Source organism: Micromonospora sp. AP08 (assembly GCF_008085935.1).
Lineage (GTDB): Bacteria > Actinomycetota > Actinomycetes > Mycobacteriales > Micromonosporaceae > Micromonospora > Micromonospora chersina.
This window is the reverse complement of record NZ_VSEZ01000009.1, coordinates 132,081-147,544: the sequence shown is the minus strand read 5'-3', so window position 1 is coordinate 147,544 and position 15,464 is coordinate 132,081. Positions and strand designations below refer to the sequence as shown.

At 75.3% G+C, this 15,464-nt stretch carries 14 protein-coding genes; 5 read left to right on the top strand and 9 right to left on the bottom strand.

The features are described from left to right. The first annotated feature begins 12 nt into the window (after window positions 1–12). The gene (locus FXF50_RS17520) at window positions 13–444 is read left to right on the top strand and encodes a molybdenum cofactor biosynthesis protein MoaE (RefSeq protein ID WP_187399708.1); all 432 of its coding nucleotides are present in this window, start codon (window positions 13–15) and stop codon (window positions 442–444) included. A 4-nt stretch (window positions 445–448) separates the two neighbouring features. Here FXF50_RS17520 and FXF50_RS17515 read toward each other — a convergent pair whose 3' ends face one another. Together FXF50_RS17515 and FXF50_RS17510 are read right to left on the bottom strand one after the other, a co-directional pair. Next, complete coding sequence (locus FXF50_RS17515) at window positions 449–1,885, bottom strand: glycosyltransferase 87 family protein (protein ID WP_148429113.1); 1,437 nt, start codon at window positions 1,883–1,885, stop codon at window positions 449–451. A 207-nt stretch (window positions 1,886–2,092) separates the two neighbouring features. Continuing rightward, a complete protein-coding gene (locus FXF50_RS17510) occupies window positions 2,093–2,638 on the bottom strand; it encodes a DoxX family protein (protein ID WP_148429111.1) in 546 nt (181 codons plus the stop codon). A gap of 135 nt (window positions 2,639–2,773) precedes the next feature. Between FXF50_RS17510 and FXF50_RS17505 the strand changes: the two genes are divergently transcribed. Continuing rightward, a complete protein-coding gene (locus FXF50_RS17505; protein WP_148429109.1) occupies window positions 2,774–3,319 on the top strand; it encodes a GNAT family N-acetyltransferase in 546 nt (181 codons plus the stop codon). A gap of 7 nt (window positions 3,320–3,326) precedes the next feature. Here the strand turns inward: FXF50_RS17505 and FXF50_RS17500 are convergent, their stop codons facing one another. After that, the gene (locus tag FXF50_RS17500) at window positions 3,327–4,562 is read right to left on the bottom strand and encodes an ATP-binding protein (RefSeq protein ID WP_148429107.1); all 1,236 of its coding nucleotides are present in this window, start codon (window positions 4,560–4,562) and stop codon (window positions 3,327–3,329) included. Between the two features lie 135 nt (window positions 4,563–4,697). Next, on the bottom strand, window positions 4,698–5,468 hold the full coding sequence (locus FXF50_RS17495; RefSeq protein WP_148429105.1) for a flagellar basal body protein FliL: 771 nt from the start codon (window positions 5,466–5,468) through the stop codon (window positions 4,698–4,700). Between the two features lie 86 nt (window positions 5,469–5,554). On the opposite strand from FXF50_RS17495, the gene FXF50_RS17490 reads away from it, so the two are divergent. Both FXF50_RS17490 and FXF50_RS17485 read left to right on the top strand, forming a co-directional pair. Then, window positions 5,555–6,562 (top strand): EamA family transporter, encoded by a 1,008-nt coding sequence (locus FXF50_RS17490; protein ID WP_148429103.1) that lies wholly within the window; start codon window positions 5,555–5,557, stop codon window positions 6,560–6,562. An 11-nt stretch (window positions 6,563–6,573) separates the two neighbouring features. Next, the gene (locus FXF50_RS17485; RefSeq protein ID WP_148429099.1) at window positions 6,574–7,293 is read left to right on the top strand and encodes an A24 family peptidase; all 720 of its coding nucleotides are present in this window, start codon (window positions 6,574–6,576) and stop codon (window positions 7,291–7,293) included. Between the two features lie 74 nt (window positions 7,294–7,367). Here FXF50_RS17485 and FXF50_RS17480 read toward each other — a convergent pair whose 3' ends face one another. The 5 genes from FXF50_RS17480 to FXF50_RS17460 all read right to left on the bottom strand — a co-directional run bounded on the left by FXF50_RS17480 (window position 7,368) and on the right by FXF50_RS17460 (window position 14,223). Further along, the gene (locus FXF50_RS17480; RefSeq protein WP_148429098.1) at window positions 7,368–10,559 is read right to left on the bottom strand and encodes a UvrD-helicase domain-containing protein; all 3,192 of its coding nucleotides are present in this window, start codon (window positions 10,557–10,559) and stop codon (window positions 7,368–7,370) included. A 94-nt stretch (window positions 10,560–10,653) separates the two neighbouring features. After that, the gene (locus FXF50_RS17475; RefSeq protein ID WP_148429096.1) at window positions 10,654–12,036 is read right to left on the bottom strand and encodes a metallophosphoesterase; all 1,383 of its coding nucleotides are present in this window, start codon (window positions 12,034–12,036) and stop codon (window positions 10,654–10,656) included. 10 nt (window positions 12,037–12,046) lie between these two features. Beyond that, entirely contained in the window at window positions 12,047–12,292 is a 246-nt protein-coding gene (locus tag FXF50_RS17470) for a MoaD/ThiS family protein (protein WP_107079563.1), read from the bottom strand. A gap of 3 nt (window positions 12,293–12,295) precedes the next feature. Beyond that, window positions 12,296–13,297, bottom strand: a complete 1,002-nt coding sequence (moaA, locus tag FXF50_RS17465) for a GTP 3',8-cyclase MoaA (protein WP_222866070.1) — start codon at window positions 13,295–13,297, stop codon at window positions 12,296–12,298. An 11-nt stretch (window positions 13,298–13,308) separates the two neighbouring features. Continuing rightward, window positions 13,309–14,223: a fructosamine kinase family protein gene (locus FXF50_RS17460; protein ID WP_148429092.1), complete on the bottom strand. Its 915-nt coding sequence runs from the start codon at window positions 14,221–14,223 to the stop codon at window positions 13,309–13,311. 163 nt (window positions 14,224–14,386) lie between these two features. On the opposite strand from FXF50_RS17460, the gene FXF50_RS17455 reads away from it, so the two are divergent. Beyond that, window positions 14,387–15,403 (top strand): DUF4192 domain-containing protein, encoded by a 1,017-nt coding sequence (locus FXF50_RS17455; protein WP_148429090.1) that lies wholly within the window; start codon window positions 14,387–14,389, stop codon window positions 15,401–15,403. Window positions 15,404–15,464: the final 61 nt, after the last annotated feature.

Below are 15,464 nucleotides of genomic sequence, written 5' to 3'. Positions count from 1 at the left end.
GAAGGCGACGCTGTGAGCGCGGCCGCCGGCGTGGTCCTCGGCGCCGTGACCGACCGGCCGTTGGACCTGGCCGCGCACGAGGCGGCGGTCGCCGACCGCCGGGCCGGTGCCGTGGTCTCGTTCCAGGGCGTGGTCCGCGACCACGACCACGGCCGCACGGTCGACCTGCTGGAGTACGAGGGCCACCCGACCGCCGAGGCCGTGCTGCGTGAGGTGGCGGCCGGGGTCGCCGCCGACCCCGAGGTGTACGCGGTGGCCGTGTCGCACCGGATCGGCCCGCTGGAGATCGGCGACGTGGCCCTGGTGGCGGCGGTCAGCACGGCGCACCGGGCGGCGGCCTTCGCGGCCTGCGCGCGACTGGTCGACGAGGTGAAGGCGCGGCTGCCGATCTGGAAGCGGCAGGTGTTCGCCGACGGCACCGAGGAGTGGGTGAACTGCCCCTGACTCCTCAGCGCCGGGCGGCGAGCTGTGCCGTCCGGGCGAGCCGGTCGTGGTAGAACGCCGGCTCGGCGCCGGGACGCCACGGCAGCGCGGCGACCAGCACGATCAGGGCGATCGCCAGGGAGTTCTCCATGAGCGCGCCGAACAGGCCGTCCTGGTAGTGGGACACCTCGGGGAGTTGGTGCTCGTACGGCCAGATCGGTGAGATCAGGAAGAGCAGGTAGAGCCCGAGCGCGCCGACGCCGTGCCGGAGCCCGGTCAGGGTCGGATACCAGATGGGCGGGCGCAGGGCCGGCACCCCGGTGGCCGGCGGCGTGCCGGTGGCCCGGGGCAGCAGGCCGCGGCTGGCCTCGCGGCGGCGTACCGCGGCGTCGGCCAGCACGATGACGGCCGGGATGACCCAGACCAGGTGGTGCGACCAGGAGATCGGGCTGATCACGTTGGCGGTGAGCCCGACCAGGGTGAACGCGGTCAGCTCGTCGCCGTCGGCGCGGGCACTGGCGGCCCGGGACAGCCCCAGCGCCAGCATGAGCACCGAGAACGCCAGCCAGAGCAGGCCGGGCGTGTCGATCGAGTCGTAGAGCCGGGCCAGCAGGCCGGCGAGCGACTGGTTGGCGGTCATGTCCGCCGCGCCCACCCGCTCGGTCTGCCAGAGCACGGTGGTGAAGTAGGTCCGCGACTCGGCGCCGACCAGCCCGAACGTCGCGATGGTCACGCCGACGGCGGTGCCGACCGCGGTGAGCGCGGCCCGCCACTGCCGGGTGATCACGAGATAGCCCACGAACAGCGCCGGGGTGAGCTTGACCGCGGTGGCCAGCCCGATGCCGACCCCGGCCCAGGCACCGCTGTAGACGAACCGGGCCAGCGCCGAGTCGGCGGTCTCGTAGTGGGTGCCGCGCCGGGCCCGCCAGCGCAGGCCGACCAGGTCCGCCATGATCAGCGCGAAGAGCAGCAGGTTGACCTGGCCGTAGCCGAGGGTCTCCCGGGACGGCTCGATGGCCGCGGCCAGCGGGGTGGCGATGCCGACGGTGAACCAGAGCGACCAGCCGAGCCGGTCGACGATCGGGCGCAGCAGTGCGGCCAGCACGACGGCGAGCGCGGCGATGCTGGCCAGCGCGTTGAGCCAGCCGGAGGCGTCGACCGGCAACCAGGACATCGGCAGCATGGCCAGGCCGGCGAAGGGCGGGTACGTGAAGCCCAGGGTCGTCGACGGTGCGATGAAGTCGTACAGCTCGTTGCCGCTCGCCCAGTACACGACGGCACCGTGGTAGATCTTCATGTCGAAGAAGTTGTACGGCCGCCCGAAGGCGCCGATGGCGAGCCAGGCGGCGTAGGCCACGGCGGCCACGATGCCGGTCCGTGTGACCGTCCTGCGGTCGATCCCCCGCGTCACGCGTTGGAGGGGAGCGAGGCGGTCCGTCCGTCTACCGACTGTCGTCGGCATGGCGTGGCCACCCCCGTACCAAGGTCGTCGTCCTGCCCGTCCAGGTCCAGCACGGAGCCTAGAACGGCGCCTCACGTCACTGCCTCCCGCGTTATGCGACCGTGTCCGATCCCACACGTGTTTTTGACATTTCCGCCGGGTTAACGGGTCTCGGACGGTTCAGGTGATTGGTGGCCTTGCGGGGGGTGGTGGCCGTATAGATGCAGGTCAGCCTGGGATTCGACGGGCGGTGGCCGCCGAGCGTACGGCGATCTTCGCCTCGCGGCGTGCGGTCCGGACCGCGCGCTGCACCGAGCGGCGCGAGTGGTTGATCCGGTGGCCGGTGCGCCAGCGGAGCCCCGGCTTGCCCTCGGTGTCGGCGGCGGCGAGCAGGAGACCGCCGAAGAGCCCGAGGTTCTTCAGGAAGTGGATCTGGTTGTTGTTCCGTGCCGCCGGGTCGTCGGTGTTCCAGAAGGGATGGCCGGCGGCGGTGGTCGGCACCAGGGTGGCGGCGAGGACGAGCGCGGCCGGCCGGGTGAACTTGCCGGTCGCCAGCATCAGCCCGCCGATCAGTTGGGTGGCCGAGTTGGCCCGGACCAGCGTCGCGGTGTCGGTGGGGAGGCGGGGGTTGAGGTTCTGGATCAGCGGCGTCACCTTGTCGGTGATCGGCTGCGCGGCCGGGACGAGCCGTCCCGGGTTCCGCAGGTTGCGGGCGCCGCTGACCACGAAGATGCCGCTCAACATGACGCGGGCGAGGGAGCGCACGGGCTTCATGGCTCAGTCATACCCCGTCGCAGACTTCGGCACCCCTGCAACACCCGAAAGGGATCGGCCGACGTGGACGTCCGCGCGGCACCGATTTCAGCGACCGTCGCGGATGGACGGCCTCCGCACGGTAAGGTCGCGCGGGTGACGACCCTGCGACTCCGACCCGAGGACCCGGCGGACGAGGCGCCGGTCGCCCGGGTGCTGGCCGCCGCGTTCGCCCGCCCCGACGTGACCACCCCGCCGGAGGTCGGGCTGGTGGAGGACCTGCGGCGCAGCGACGCCTGGATCCCGGAGCTGGCCATGGTCGCCGAGTACGGCGGCGAGGTGGTGGGCTACGCGCTGCTCACCCGGGTGCAGGTGCGCACCGACGGCGGCACCTGGCCGGCGCTGGCGCTCGGCCCGGTGGCGGTCGCCCCGCACCGGCAGCGGATCGGGCACGGCGCGGCCGCGGTGCAGGCCGCCCTGGACGCCGCGACCGAGCTGGGCGAGCGGCTGGTGGTGGTGCTGGGCGACCCGGCTTACTACCGCCGGTTCGGGTTCGGTCCGGCGGACCGGCTGGGGCTGACCAGCCCGTGGTCGGGGCTCGGGGAGCCGTGGCAGGCCCTGGTGCTGCCGCCGTCCACCAGCGACGAGCCGCCGCCCCCGCCCGGCGAGGTGGTCTTCCCGCCGCCCTGGTCCAAGGTGTGACCGGCGGTCAGGCCGGCTGGGTGCGCAGGTAGCGGCCGAAGTGCGGGACGGTGAACGCGACCGTCCCCCGCTCGCCGGAGTAGATCAGCCCCTTCTTGATCAGAGCGTCGCGGGCCGGTGAGAGGCTGGCCGGCTTGCGGCCGAGCGCCCGGGCGATCTCCGCGGTGGGCACGGCCGCGTCCATGTCGTCGCGGCCGCTCTCCTCCCCGTCCACCAGCGCGAGCGTCGCCATGGCGCGCATGTACTCCCGCTCGGCCGGGGTGGCCCGCTCGAACCGGGAGCCGAAGAAACCCACCGCCAGCTCGGCCTCCGCCTCGGGCGCGGCGACCCGCACGTCCGCCGCGGTGATCGGCGAGCGGGGGGCGTGGTCCCAGGTGGCCTTCCCGTACGCCTGGACGAAGTACGGGTAGCCGCCGGACTTCTCGTAGAGCAGGTCGAGGGCCTTCTGCTCGTACTCGACCTCCTCCCGCTCGGCCGGGGCGCAGAGCGCCTGGTCGGCGGCGATCCGGTCCAGCCGGTCGATCCGCTGGTAGCGGAAGAGCCGTTCGGAGTACGACTTGGCGGCGCTCAGCACGGCCGGCAGGTGCGGCAGCCCGGCGCCCACCACGATGAGCGGCGCGCCGAGCTGGGACAGCTCGTGGCAGGCGGCGCAGAGCGCGGACACGTCCTCCGCGCCGAGGTCCTGCATCTCGTCGATGAAGATCGCGATGCCGGTGCCGACGTCGGTGGCCACCGCGGCGGCGTCGGTGAGCAGCTCGACCAGGTCGATCTCGATGTCGCCGGAGTCGGCGCGGCCGCTGCTGGCCGGCACGTCGATGCCGGGCTGCCAGCGGTCGCGCAGCTTCGGGGCGGCCCCACCGCGCCCGGTCGGCGCGGCCCGCTGGGCGAACGCCTTGAGCACGCCGAGGAAGGCGTCGATCCGGTCGGGGGCGCGGTGCCGGGGAGCCAGCTCGCGGACCGCCATGTGCAGGGCGGCGGCGACCGGCCGGCGCAGCGACTGGTCCGGCCGGGCCTCGATCTTGCCGGTGCCCCAGAGGTGGTTGATGGCCTGCGAGCGCAGCGTGTTGAGCAGGACGGTCTTGCCGACGCCGCGCAGCCCGGTGAGCATGAGGCTGCGTTCCGGCCGGCCGCGGGCGATCCGCTCCAGCACCACGTCGAACACGTCCAGCTCCCGCCCCCGCCCGGCGAGTTCGGGCGGGCGCTGGCCGGCGCCGGGGGCGTACGGGTTGCGGACCGGATCCACGAATCGCACAGTATCGGGCCGTCTAGCGGCGGGGCTAGACATGCGTAGATGCGACTACCGCGTGTCGGGACCGTCGAGACAAAACTAGGGCTATCTAGCCTCAACGCTAGACAGCCCTAGTTTTGGCTACGGGCCCTACCGCCGCTTGAGGCAGAGCACGAAGTCGAGCGTGTCGAGCTGGCTGTCGAAGAAGTACCAGTCGGTGTAGCCCTCGACCTTGGCGCACTTCGACTCGGCGTCCTTCTTGCCGCTGGTCGACCCGTCGATGCGGCGCAGCACCTGGTAGGTCTTCGCGCCGCACTCGGCGATCACCAGCTTCGGCTGGGCGGAGCCGCCCTCGTTGGCGACGCACTGGCCCGCCTTCACGAACCGCGGGTCCGTCGAGGACGCCGGGGCCGGCGGGGTGGTCGCCACGTCGGCCGGCTCGCTCGCCGCCCCGGTCGGCTCGGCGGCCGGCGTGGTGGAGGACGCCGTCCCGCCCGCCGGGGTCGCGTCGTCCCGGCCGAGCACCCAGTACGCGCCGGCGCCGCCGAGCAGCAGCACCGCCAGCACGACCAGCACCACGAGCAGCGGCCCCTTGCCCCGCTTCGGCGGCGTCGGCTCGGCGTACGGCGGCTGCCCGCCGTATCCGGGGTAGCCCGGATCGGCCGGGTAGCCCTGGAAGGGCGGGGCGGCGGGCGGCGGGCCGGCGTTCCAGGCGGTCGCCGGCTCGTAGCCCTGCGTCGGCTGGTCGTAACGCTGGGCGGGGGGCTCGTAGTGCTGCGTCGGTGGCTCGCCCCAGCCGCCCGGCTGCCCGCCGTACCCGGGGTCGTAGCGCGGATCGGCCGGCGGAGCGTACCCGTCGTCGGGGCGCCGCCCACCCCACGGCTCCGGGGAGCCGCCGCCCGGTGGTCCGAAGTTCGACATGAACGCCCTCCTGCGTACGCCAGTGCTGAGAGGCCGGCCACCAACGGGGGACGCCGACGCAGTGGTCACCGTAGCGTGGTCCACCGATGAGCTCACGCCCCACGAGTGCGACGCCCGCACCCGACCGCCCCGCCGCCCCGACCCGCCCGGCCCTGATCTGGACCGCGCTGGTCCTCGTCTACGTGCTCTGGGGCTCGACCTACCTGGGCATCCGGGTCGCGGTCGAGTCCCTGCCGCCGCTCACCTCCGCCGCCCTGCGGTTCGCCGCCGCCGCGGCGGTGCTCGCCCTGGCGCTGCGGCTGCGCCGGGGGCCCGGCGCGCTGCGCGTCGACCCGCGGCAGCTCGGCTCGGCCGCGCTGGTCGGCGTGCTGCTGCTGGCCGGCGGCAACGGTCTCGTGGTGCTCGCCGAGTCCGGCCCCGAGGGCACGGCACTGCCCTCCGGCATCGCCGCGCTGCTGGTCGCCACCGTCCCGCTCCTCGTCGTGCTGCTGCGGACGGCCGGCGGCGACCGGCCCCGGCCGTGGACCTTCGCCGGTGTCGCCCTCGGCTTCGTCGGTCTCGTGCTGCTCGTCCTGCCGAGCGGCGGGTCGGGGAGTGTGCCGCTGGTCGGCGCGCTGACCGTGGTCGCGGGGGCGGTCAGCTGGTCGGTCGGCTCGTACCTCTCGAACCGGATCCGGATGCCGGACGACCCGTTCGTGGCCACGGTCTACGAGATGGTCGCCGGCGCGGCGGCGCTCGCCGTGATCGCCACGGTCCGGGGTGAGCTGCACGGCTTCTCCCCCGCCGAGGTGACCGGCCGCTCGTGGGCGGCGCTGGTCTACCTCATGGTGGCGGGCTCGCTGGTGGCCTTCACGGCGTACGTCTGGCTGCTGGCCCACGCCCCGATCTCCCTGGTCTCCACCTACGCGTACGTGAACCCGGCGGTCGCCGTGGCGCTCGGCGCGTTGCTCGCCGCCGAGCCGGTGACCGTGCAGGTGCTGCTCGGCGGCGCGGTGATCGTGGCCGGCGTCGCGGTGGTGGTGAGCACCGAGCGCCCACGCCGGTCCGCGGCACCAGCCGTCGACGGGGCGGCCCCGGAGGCGGCCCGCCGGTAACGTTCGGGCCCGTGTCGGCCGGGCTGGTGACGGGTGTGGCGCTCCTCGGCGCGCTGGCCGGCCGGGCCGCCGGCCCACTCGCCCGGGTCTTCACCGACTCTCCGCCTCCGGCCGTCCGGTCCCCCGGGCCGGTAGTCCCCGTGTCCGACCCTGACCTGGCGGCCGCCGCGTTCGACAGCGGACGTCCCGCCGACGACCTCGGGACCGGTCGCGGAGCGGGGGCGGCGGCGCTGGCCGGAACGCTGGTGTTCGGGGCGCTGGCCGCCACGCGGGGCGGTGACCCGGCGCTGCCGGCGTTCCTGGCGGTGGCCGCCGTCGGGCTGGCGCTCGCCCTGGCCGACCTGGCCTGCCTGCGGCTGCCCGACCCGCTGGTGGCCGCCGCGGCGGCAGCGGCCACGCTCGGCCTGGTCCCGGTCGCGCTGGCCGGCACCCCGGAACGCCTGCTGACCGCCCTCGCCGGCGCGGCCGTCTCCTTCGTCGGGTACCTGCTGCTCGCGCTCCTGCCCGGCGCCCGGCTCGGCTTCGGCGACGTCAAGCTCGCCGCCGCGCTCGGCCTGCCGCTCGGCTGGCTGGGCTGGCCGACGCTGGGCCTCGGCCTGCTCCTCCCGCACCTGCTGAACGGGGTGGTGGTCGTCGCGCTGCTCGCCGCCGGCCAGGTCCGCCGGGACACCCCGCTCCCGTTCGGCCCGGCGATCCTGGCCGGCGCCTGGCTGGCGGTCCTACTCGTGTGACGAGGGCGCGCGCCCGAGCCGGATCGCGAGGGTGGGTCGGGGTCCCGTCACCGCGGCGAGCCGGCGCCGAGGGCTCAGATCAGCCGGAGCTGCCGGTCCTTGGGGCGGCGGGGTTCGGTGTCGCCGAAGCGCTCGAACAGCCCCGGGTCGATCACGTCGAGGAACGGGGAGGGGCGGCACTCGCGCTCGGACCCGTGCCGGGTGCGCCGGGCCGCGTGGCTCACGTAGAGCCGGTCCTGGGCCCGGGTCAGCCCGACGAAGAACAGCCGCCGCTCCTCGGCCACCGCGTCGTCGTCCGGCTCCTGGCCCGGCCAGCGCAGCGGCAGCAGCCCGTCCTCGGCGCCGACCAGGAAGACCACCGGGAACTCCAGCCCCTTGGCCGCGTGCAGGGTGAGCAGGGTGACCGCCTCGGCGCGCGGGTCGAGGGCGTCCACCTCCGCCCCGGTCGCGAGCTGGGCGAGGAACAGCCCGAGGTCGTCGCCGCAGCGCCGGGCCAGCGGGGTGAGCAGGTCGACCGCGGCGCGGACGTCTTCGGGGCGTACCGCGCCGGAGCCGTCGAGGGTCGGCACGGCGAAGCGCTCCGCCACCAGTTGGCCGGCCAGGCGTACCCGGGCGGGTAGGGAGCCGTCGAGCCCGGCGTGCCGCAGCTCGCGGGCGATGGCCGTCACGCCCGGCCGGTCGCGCAGCCGGTCGTGCGAGCGCTTCTGCACCGGGATGTTCGCCCGGGCCAGCGCGTCCACGATGGGCGCGGCCTGCGAGTCGGTGCGGTAGAGCACCGCGATGTCGGAGAACGACAGCGACGTGGCCCGCCCGTCGATCCGCCCCGAGTCGAGCGAGCGGTGGGAGAGGCCGCCGACCAGGTCGTCGATGGTGCGTACCAGGAAATCGGCCTCGTCGGAGACGGAGGTCGCGGCGTAGCGACCGACCAGCGGCGCCTCCGGGTCGAGCCGGGCCGGGTCGAGGCGGCGGCCGCGGACCAGCGACGACGGCGCGATGGCCTGCACGGCGGCGGCCAGGATCGGCGCCGACGACCGGTAGTTGCGGTTCAGCCGGACCAGCCGGGCGTCGGTGAAGTCCTGGGAGAAGCGCAGAAAGTAGCCGACGTCCGCGCCCCGGAACGAGTAGATCGCCTGGTCGGGGTCGCCGATCGCGCAGAGGTTGCCGTCGGCCGGGCTGAGCAGCCGGAGCAGGTCGTACTGGACGGCGTCGACGTCCTGGTACTCGTCGACGAAGATCCACTTCCAGCGCTCGCGGTACTCCTTCACGAGCTTCCGGTCGCCCTTCAGCAGCGCCACCGGCAGGGTGAGCAGCTCGTCCAGGTCGACCAGGTCCCGCTTGCGCAGCAGCGCGGCGTAGCGCTCGTCGTCGTCGCCGGCCTCCGCGCGGGCCGCGGCCCGGTCGGCGTCGTCGGCGATCCGGAAGTCCGCCGGCAGCCCGGCGGCCTGCGCGTTCTCCCGCAGGATGGTCAGGCCCAGCGAGTGGAAGGTGCCGACCGTGACGTCCTCGGCCACCGGGCCGAGCAGCCCGTCCAGCCGGTGCCGCAGCTCCTCGGCGGCCCGCCGGGTGAACGTGATCGCCAGGCACTGCTCCGGGAAGACGTTCAGCTCCGCGCAGAGGTAGGCGATCCGGTGGGTCAGCGTGCGGGTCTTCCCGGTGCCCGGGCCCGCCACGATGAGCAACGGACCGCCGGGCGCGGAGGCCGCCACCCGCTGCATGGCGTCGAGCCGGTCCAGCAGGCCGGTGCCGACCTCCTCCATCCCGGCGAGCATCGGCTCGAACGGCTCGTGCGGGGAGGGCGCCGGCGCGATCGGTGGCGGGGGCGGCGGGGCCGGCTTGCGCTTCGGCTCCGCCTTGGCCGCCGGCGCGCGCCGGGCCTTCGGCTTCGGCGCCGGCTCCGCGGGCTTCCGCTGCGCGGGCACGGGTACGTCGAAGAGCGCGTCCTGACCGGCGCCTCCGCCCGACGAGCCCAGCTCGGCCGGGTCGAAGAGGGTGATCACGCCGTACTCGCCGTCGTAGCCGGGAACCCGGCGCACCTCGCCGCGGCGCAGCCGGCCGATGCCCTCGGCGAGCAGTTCGCCGCCGACCCGGCCGATCTCGTCCAGCGGGGTACGGGTGAGGATGTCCAGCTCCGGGCCGAGCGCTGCGATCAGCTCGTGGAGCTTCCCCTCGACCTTCTTGGAGCGCGCGCCGACCTGGTTGAGCTCCCCGAGGATCTCGGCCAGCGGCACGAGGTGGGTCACCTCCCGGGCGTGCGCCGGCCGGTGCCCCTCGGGCCGGTCGGCCAGCTCCGCCACCCGGCTCAGTACGCCCACCGTCAGCGGCTTGCCGCACTCCGGGCAGCGCCCGCCGGCCTCGCGGGTGCGCTCCGGGGACCAGTTCACCCCGCAGAGCCGGTGCCCGTCGGCGTGGTACTTGCCCTCCTCCGGGAAGAACTCGATCGTGCCGGTCAGCCCGTCGCCGGTGCGCAGCGCCTCGCGGATCGCGAAGTAGTCGCGGGCCGAGTTCAGGACGCTGGCCTCCCGGGCCAGCGCCGGCGGCGAGTGCGCGTCCGAGTTCGACACCAGCTGGTAGCGGTCCAGGCTGCCGACCCGCCAGTTCATCTCCGGGTCGGAGGACAGGCCGGTCTCCACGGCGAAGATGTGCTCGGCCAGGTCGGCGTAGCAGTCGGCGATCGCGTCGAAGCCGGACTTCGAGCCGAGCGCGGAGAACCAGGGCGTCCAGATGTGCGCCGGCACCAGGTAGCCGTCCGGGCTGGCCTCCAGGGTGATCTCCAGCAGGTCGCGGGAGTCCAGCCCGAGGATCGGGCGGCCGTCCGAGCCCAGGTTGCCGATCCGCCCCAGCGCGGCGTTGAACCGGGCCACCGCGTCCAGGTCCGGCAGGTAGATGAGGTGGTGCACCTTCCGGGTCCGGTCGTCCCGCTTGTAGATCGTGGAGATCTCCACGCTGAGCATGAACCGGACCGGGTCCGCCTCCGCCTCGCTCGCCAGCCGGGGCGGCAGCCGCCGGGCGATGTCCCGCTCCGCCTCCGGGCTGAGCCGGTAGAGGCCGGGCTCGGCCGGGTGCAGGGTCTCGCGCAGGTGGTCTTGCCAGGCCGGGTGGGTGAAGTCACCGGTGCCGAGCACGCCGATGCCCTTGCGTCGGGCCCACCAGCCGAGGTTCGGCAGGGTCAGGTCACGGCTGCACGCGCGCGAGTACTTCGAGTGGATGTGCAGATCCGCGACGAATGGCGGGAGGCCACCGGGGGGTACGGCGCTGAACGGAGGCACGCCGCATCCTGTCACGGCCGGTCCCCTGCCCGCCCGCCGCCACGCGTACGCGTGACGTGAGCAATGCGGTGCTGGACCCGGCGGCCGGGACGCGCTATGGGGCGCGCAGCTCGACCAGGGTCACCTGCGGCGGCGCGCCCACCCGGACCGGCGGGCCCCAGAAGCCGGCCCCGTTGGTCACGTAGACCTTGGTGCCGTCCACCTCGCCCAGCCCGGACACCACCGGCTGCTGGAGCTTCACCAGCAGGTTGAACGGCACCATCTGGCCGCCGTGGGTGTGCCCGGAGAGCTGGAGGTCCACGCCGAACTTCGCGGCCTCCTGCGCGGCCACCGGCTGGTGGGCCAGCAGCACCACGGGGCGGCTCGGGTCGCGGCCGCCCAGGGCGGCGGCGTAGTCGGCGGGGGCGGCCAGGCCGGTGCCGGCGGCGGTGACGTCGTTGACCCCGGCCAGGTCCAGCACGCCGCCCCGGGCCCGGATCTCCTGGCGCTCGTTCTGAAGCACCCGCAGGCCGAGCCGGTCCACCTCCCGCACCCACTCCTCCACGCCGGAGTAGTACTCGTGGTTGCCGGTGACGAAGAAGCTCCCGTAGCGGGAGCGCAGGTCGCGCAGCGGTTCCGCGGCCGCGCCCAGCTCGGCCACCGAGCCGTCGACCAGGTCACCGACGACCGCCACCAGATCGGCGTCGAGCCGGTTGATCATCGCGACGATCCGCTCGGTGTGCGCCCGGCCGCGTAGCGGCCCGAGGTGGATGTCCGAGACGGTGGCGATGCGCAGCCCGTCCATGCTGCGAGGCAGCTTGGCCAGCGGGATCCGCACCCGGTCCAGCCGCGGCGGTCCCATCGCGGTGCGTACGCCGTACCCGGTGACGCCCGCGGCGGTGAGCCCGGCGAAGATCGCGGCCCCCCGGGCGAGCAGCAACCGGCGGGACGGGTCGTGGTCCGGCCGGTCCCCGGCGGCCCGCGGCCCGCTGTCCCCGCCGACCGGCGGCTCGGCCGACCCGGCGGACTCCGCCTCCACTGGCGCGGCGGGCGGCTCCGCGAGCGCGACGGGCGACGTGGCGGTGGGGCCGGTCGCCGCCGGTTCCGCGACGTGGCCCGTCGTGGCGGTGTCCGCCCGGCCGCCGCCGCCCGCCGGCAGCACGGCCGGCTCCCCGACCGCGCCGGTCGCGGCCCGCTCGCGGCGGCGCAGCACCAGCTTCGCCACCGCCACGGGCACTTCGAGCACCAGCAGCAGCACGAGCAGGTAGAACATGAGGGCCAGCCACAGGTAGCCCGGCCAGGCCAGCCAGTACGAGCCGTTGCGGGTGCCCACCATGGTCGCCGGCACCAGCAGCGCCAGCAGCAGCGCGGCCACCCCGCCGGCCTTCCGCCAGCGGCCCGGCCGGGTGGTGTCGCGGACCAGCCGCTTCCACAGGTAGAGGTGGATCAGGGCGGTGACGAGCACAGCGAAGCCCACGAAGGTCGCCATCGCCAGCACGGGAGCCTCCTCAGCCGCCCGCGAAGGGCGGCAGCACGTCCACCGTCGCCCCGGCCGGCAGCGGTGCCTGACGATCATGGCAGGCCAGCCCGTCGACCAGGAAACTCGCCGCCTTCAGCACCACGGCCAGCCGCTCGCCGTGCCGCTCGGTCAGCTCGTCGAGGAGTTCGTCGAGCGACCGGCCGGCCGGCGCGGTCTCCTCGGCGCGGCCGGCCGCGGCCCGCGCGCCGGCGAAATAGCGGACGGTGAGCTGCACCGGTCAGCCTCCGATCGCCGACATGGGGCGGGCGGGTTGCAGGAAGGTGGGGTCGTCGATGCCGTGCCCGGCCCGCTTGCCCCAGGTCGCGGCGCGCCAGCGCCGGGCCAGCTCCTCGTCGTCCGCCCCGGCGCGCAGCGCGCCGCGCAGGTCGGACTCCTCGGTGGCGAAGAGGCAGTTGCGGACCTGACCGTCGGCGGTGAGCCGGGTCCGGTCGCAGTCGCCGCAGAACGGCCGGGTCACGCTCGCGATCACCCCGACCCGGGCCGGCCCGCCGTCCACCAGCCAGGTCTCGGCCGGGGCCGCGCCCCGCTCGCCCGGGTCGGCGGTCAGGGCGAACTCGGCGCGCAGGGCGGCGAGGATCTCCTCGGCGGTGACCATGGTGGACCGGTCCCAGCCGTGCTGGGCGTCCAGCGGCATCTGCTCGATGAACCGCAGCTCGTAGCCGTGGGCCAGGGCGAACCGGAGCAGCGCGGGCGCCTCGTCGTCGTTGACCCCGCGCATCAGCACGGCATTGATCTTCACCGGGGTCAGCCCCGCCGCCGCCGCGCCGGCCAGCCCGGCCAGCACGTCGGCGTGCCGGTCCCGCCGAGTCAGCTCGGCGAACCGGGACCGGTCCAGGGTGTCCAGCGAGACGTTGACCCGGTCCAGCCCGGCGGCGCGCAGGGTGGGCGCCAGGCGGTCCAGGCCGATGCCGTTGGTGGTCAGCGAGATGCGCGGGCGGGGCGCCAACGCGGCCACCGCCGACACGATGCGGGCCAGGCCCGGGCGGATCAGCGGCTCGCCCCCGGTGAAGCGGACCTCGGTGACGCCGAGCCGGTGCACCGCCACCCGGATGAGCCGGACGATCTCGTCGTCGTCGAGCAGCTGCGGCCCGGCCAGCCAGGGCAGCCCCTCCGCCGGCATGCAGTAGGTGCAGCGCAGGTTGCACTTGTCGGTCAGCGAGACCCGCAGGTCCCGGGCGATCCGGCCGTACCGGTCGACGAGGACCCCGTCGGTCGTCATCGGCGCGGCGGTCACCCGTCGACCGTAGCGCGTCCGGTGCCGCGCAGCGCGGCGCGGGCGGCGGAGTCCACGGCCGCCCGGTACGCCGCGCCGAACAGCGCGGTGTGCACCAGCAGCAGGTGGAGCTGGTGCAGCGGCACCCGCTCCCGCCAGCCGTCGGCCAGCGGCCACGCCTCCCGGTAGGCGGCCGTGATCCGGTCGAGGTGCGGCGGGCCGCCGAAGAGGGCGAGCTGGGCCAGGTCGGTCTCGCGGTGGCCGCCGTGCGCGGCGGGGTCGACCAGCCAGACCCGGTCGTCGGCGCCCCAGAGCAGGTTGCCGGGCCAGAGGTCGCCGTGGATCCGGGCCGGCGGCTCGTCGCCGCCGAACTCGGCGATCCGGTCGACCAGGGCCTCGACCGGGCCGGCCTCCGCGCGGGTGAGCGCGCCGTTGTCGACCGACATCCGCAGGTACGGCAGGAGCCGCCGCCGGGCGAACCACTCCGACCACGGGCCCGGGTCGGGGCTGTTGTCCTGCGGCAGCAGGCCGATGAACCCCGGCCACTCGGCGCCGAAGGCGGGCGCCCCGGCCCGGTGCAGCCCGGCCAGCTCGCGGCCGAACAGCTCGGCCGCCTCCGGGGTGGGCTCGTCGGGCTCGACCCAGTCGAGCGCCAGCAGCTCCGGCAGCGCCACCACCACCTCCGGCACGGCGACCGTGCCCGCCTCACGCAGCCAGCGCAGCCCGGCCGCCTCGGCGGCGAAGAACCCCTCGGGCACGGCCCGCTCCGCGTGCTCCGGCCAGGTCTTGGCGAAGACCGAGTGCCCGTCGTCCAGGGTGAGCCGGGACGCGGCGCAGCTGTCCCCGCCGGAGACCGGCGTCTCCCGGATCCGCTGGTGGGTCAGGAAGGTCGGCAGGTGCTCCGGGTGTGCCCGCAGGTACGCCAGGTCCATGAGCGCAACGTAGCCGGTCCGCGGAGCCCGCGCGGGGCCGTGCCCGGCTCCGGGGCGTGCCGCTCCTCGCCGACCTGGACCGATACTCTCCGTGGCTGTGGACAACCTGCGTGTCGTCCACAGGGCCTGTCGCGGCGGCGGCCGTCCGCCGCAGGCTCCCGGCATGAACTCCACCGAGCGTCCCCGCCTCGCCGTCCGCTCGCCCGCCGACCTCGTCGCCGCCGTGCCGTACCTGCTCGGCTTCCATCCCGCCGACAGCGTCGTGGTGGTGGCGGTACGCGGCCGGCGCGTCGTCTTCGCCGCCCGGGGTGACCTGCCCGAGCCGGGCGCCGACCCGCGTCCGGCCGCCCGGCACCTGGCCGAGGTGGTCGCCCGGCAGGGCACCGACGCCGCCACCGTGATCGGCTACGGTCCGGCCGCCCGGGTCACCGCCGCCGTGGACGCGGTCGGCGAGGCTCTGGACCGGGCCGGCCTGCTGGTGCTCGACGCGCTCCGGGTCACCGACGGGCGCTGGTGGTCCTACCTCTGCGCCGAGCCGGCCTGCTGCCCGCCCGAGGGCACCCCGTACGACCCGGCGGCCAGCGAGGTCAGCGCGGCGGCCGTCTTCGCCGGTCAGGTCGCGCTGCCCGACCGGGCGGCGCTGGCCGCGCAGGTGTCCCCGCTCGGCGGGCCGGTCCGGGTGGCCATGCGCCGGGCCACCGCCCGGGCCCACCGCCGACTGGCCGGGCTGGCCGGTGAGGCGTCCTCGGTCCGCTCGGCCGGGGTGGCGGCGGTGCGCTCGGCGTTCCGCCGGCACCGGCGCAATGAGCGGCTCGGCGACGACGAGGTGGCCTGGCTGACCGTGCTCCTCACCCACCTCGCCGTACGCGACCACGCCTGGTCCCGCACCGACGGCCGGGACGCCGACATCAGCCTCTGGACCGACGTGCTGCGCCGGGCCGAGCCGGAGCTGATCGCCGCCCCCGGTTGTTTGCTGACCTTCGCCGCTTGGCGGGCCGGGCACGGCGCGGTGGCCGCCGTCGCCCTGGAACGGGTGCTGGCCGCCCACCCCGGCTACTCGCTGGCCGTGCTCCTCGACGACGCGCTCCGCCGCGGGCTCTCCCCGTCCGGGCTGGACGGCTGGCCGGCCATCACCGGCCCGCCCGTGCTCCGCCGCCGACGCCGTCGACCCCGCCGATGACCGCCGATGCCGACGTCCTCGCGAAAGGTCGAGCCCCGACCGACAGGAATCGGTCGGGGCT

Excerpts from the sequence above, each read along its gene's own strand:
- FXF50_RS17490 (WP_148429103.1), top strand. The coding sequence starts at position 5,555 with ATGAGCTCACGCCCCACGAGTGCGACGCCCGCACCCGACCGCCCCGCC.
- FXF50_RS17495 (WP_148429105.1), bottom strand. The coding sequence starts at position 5,468 with ATGTCGAACTTCGGACCACCGGGCGGCGGCTCCCCGGAGCCGTGGGGT.
- FXF50_RS17515 (WP_148429113.1), bottom strand. The coding sequence starts at position 1,885 with ATGCCGACGACAGTCGGTAGACGGACGGACCGCCTCGCTCCCCTCCAA.
- FXF50_RS17460 (WP_148429092.1), bottom strand. The coding sequence starts at position 14,223 with ATGGACCTGGCGTACCTGCGGGCACACCCGGAGCACCTGCCGACCTTC.
- FXF50_RS17510 (WP_148429111.1), bottom strand. The coding sequence starts at position 2,638 with ATGAAGCCCGTGCGCTCCCTCGCCCGCGTCATGTTGAGCGGCATCTTC.
- moaA (WP_222866070.1), bottom strand. The coding sequence starts at position 13,297 with ATGACGACCGACGGGGTCCTCGTCGACCGGTACGGCCGGATCGCCCGG.
- FXF50_RS17455 (WP_148429090.1), top strand. The coding sequence starts at position 14,387 with ATGAACTCCACCGAGCGTCCCCGCCTCGCCGTCCGCTCGCCCGCCGAC.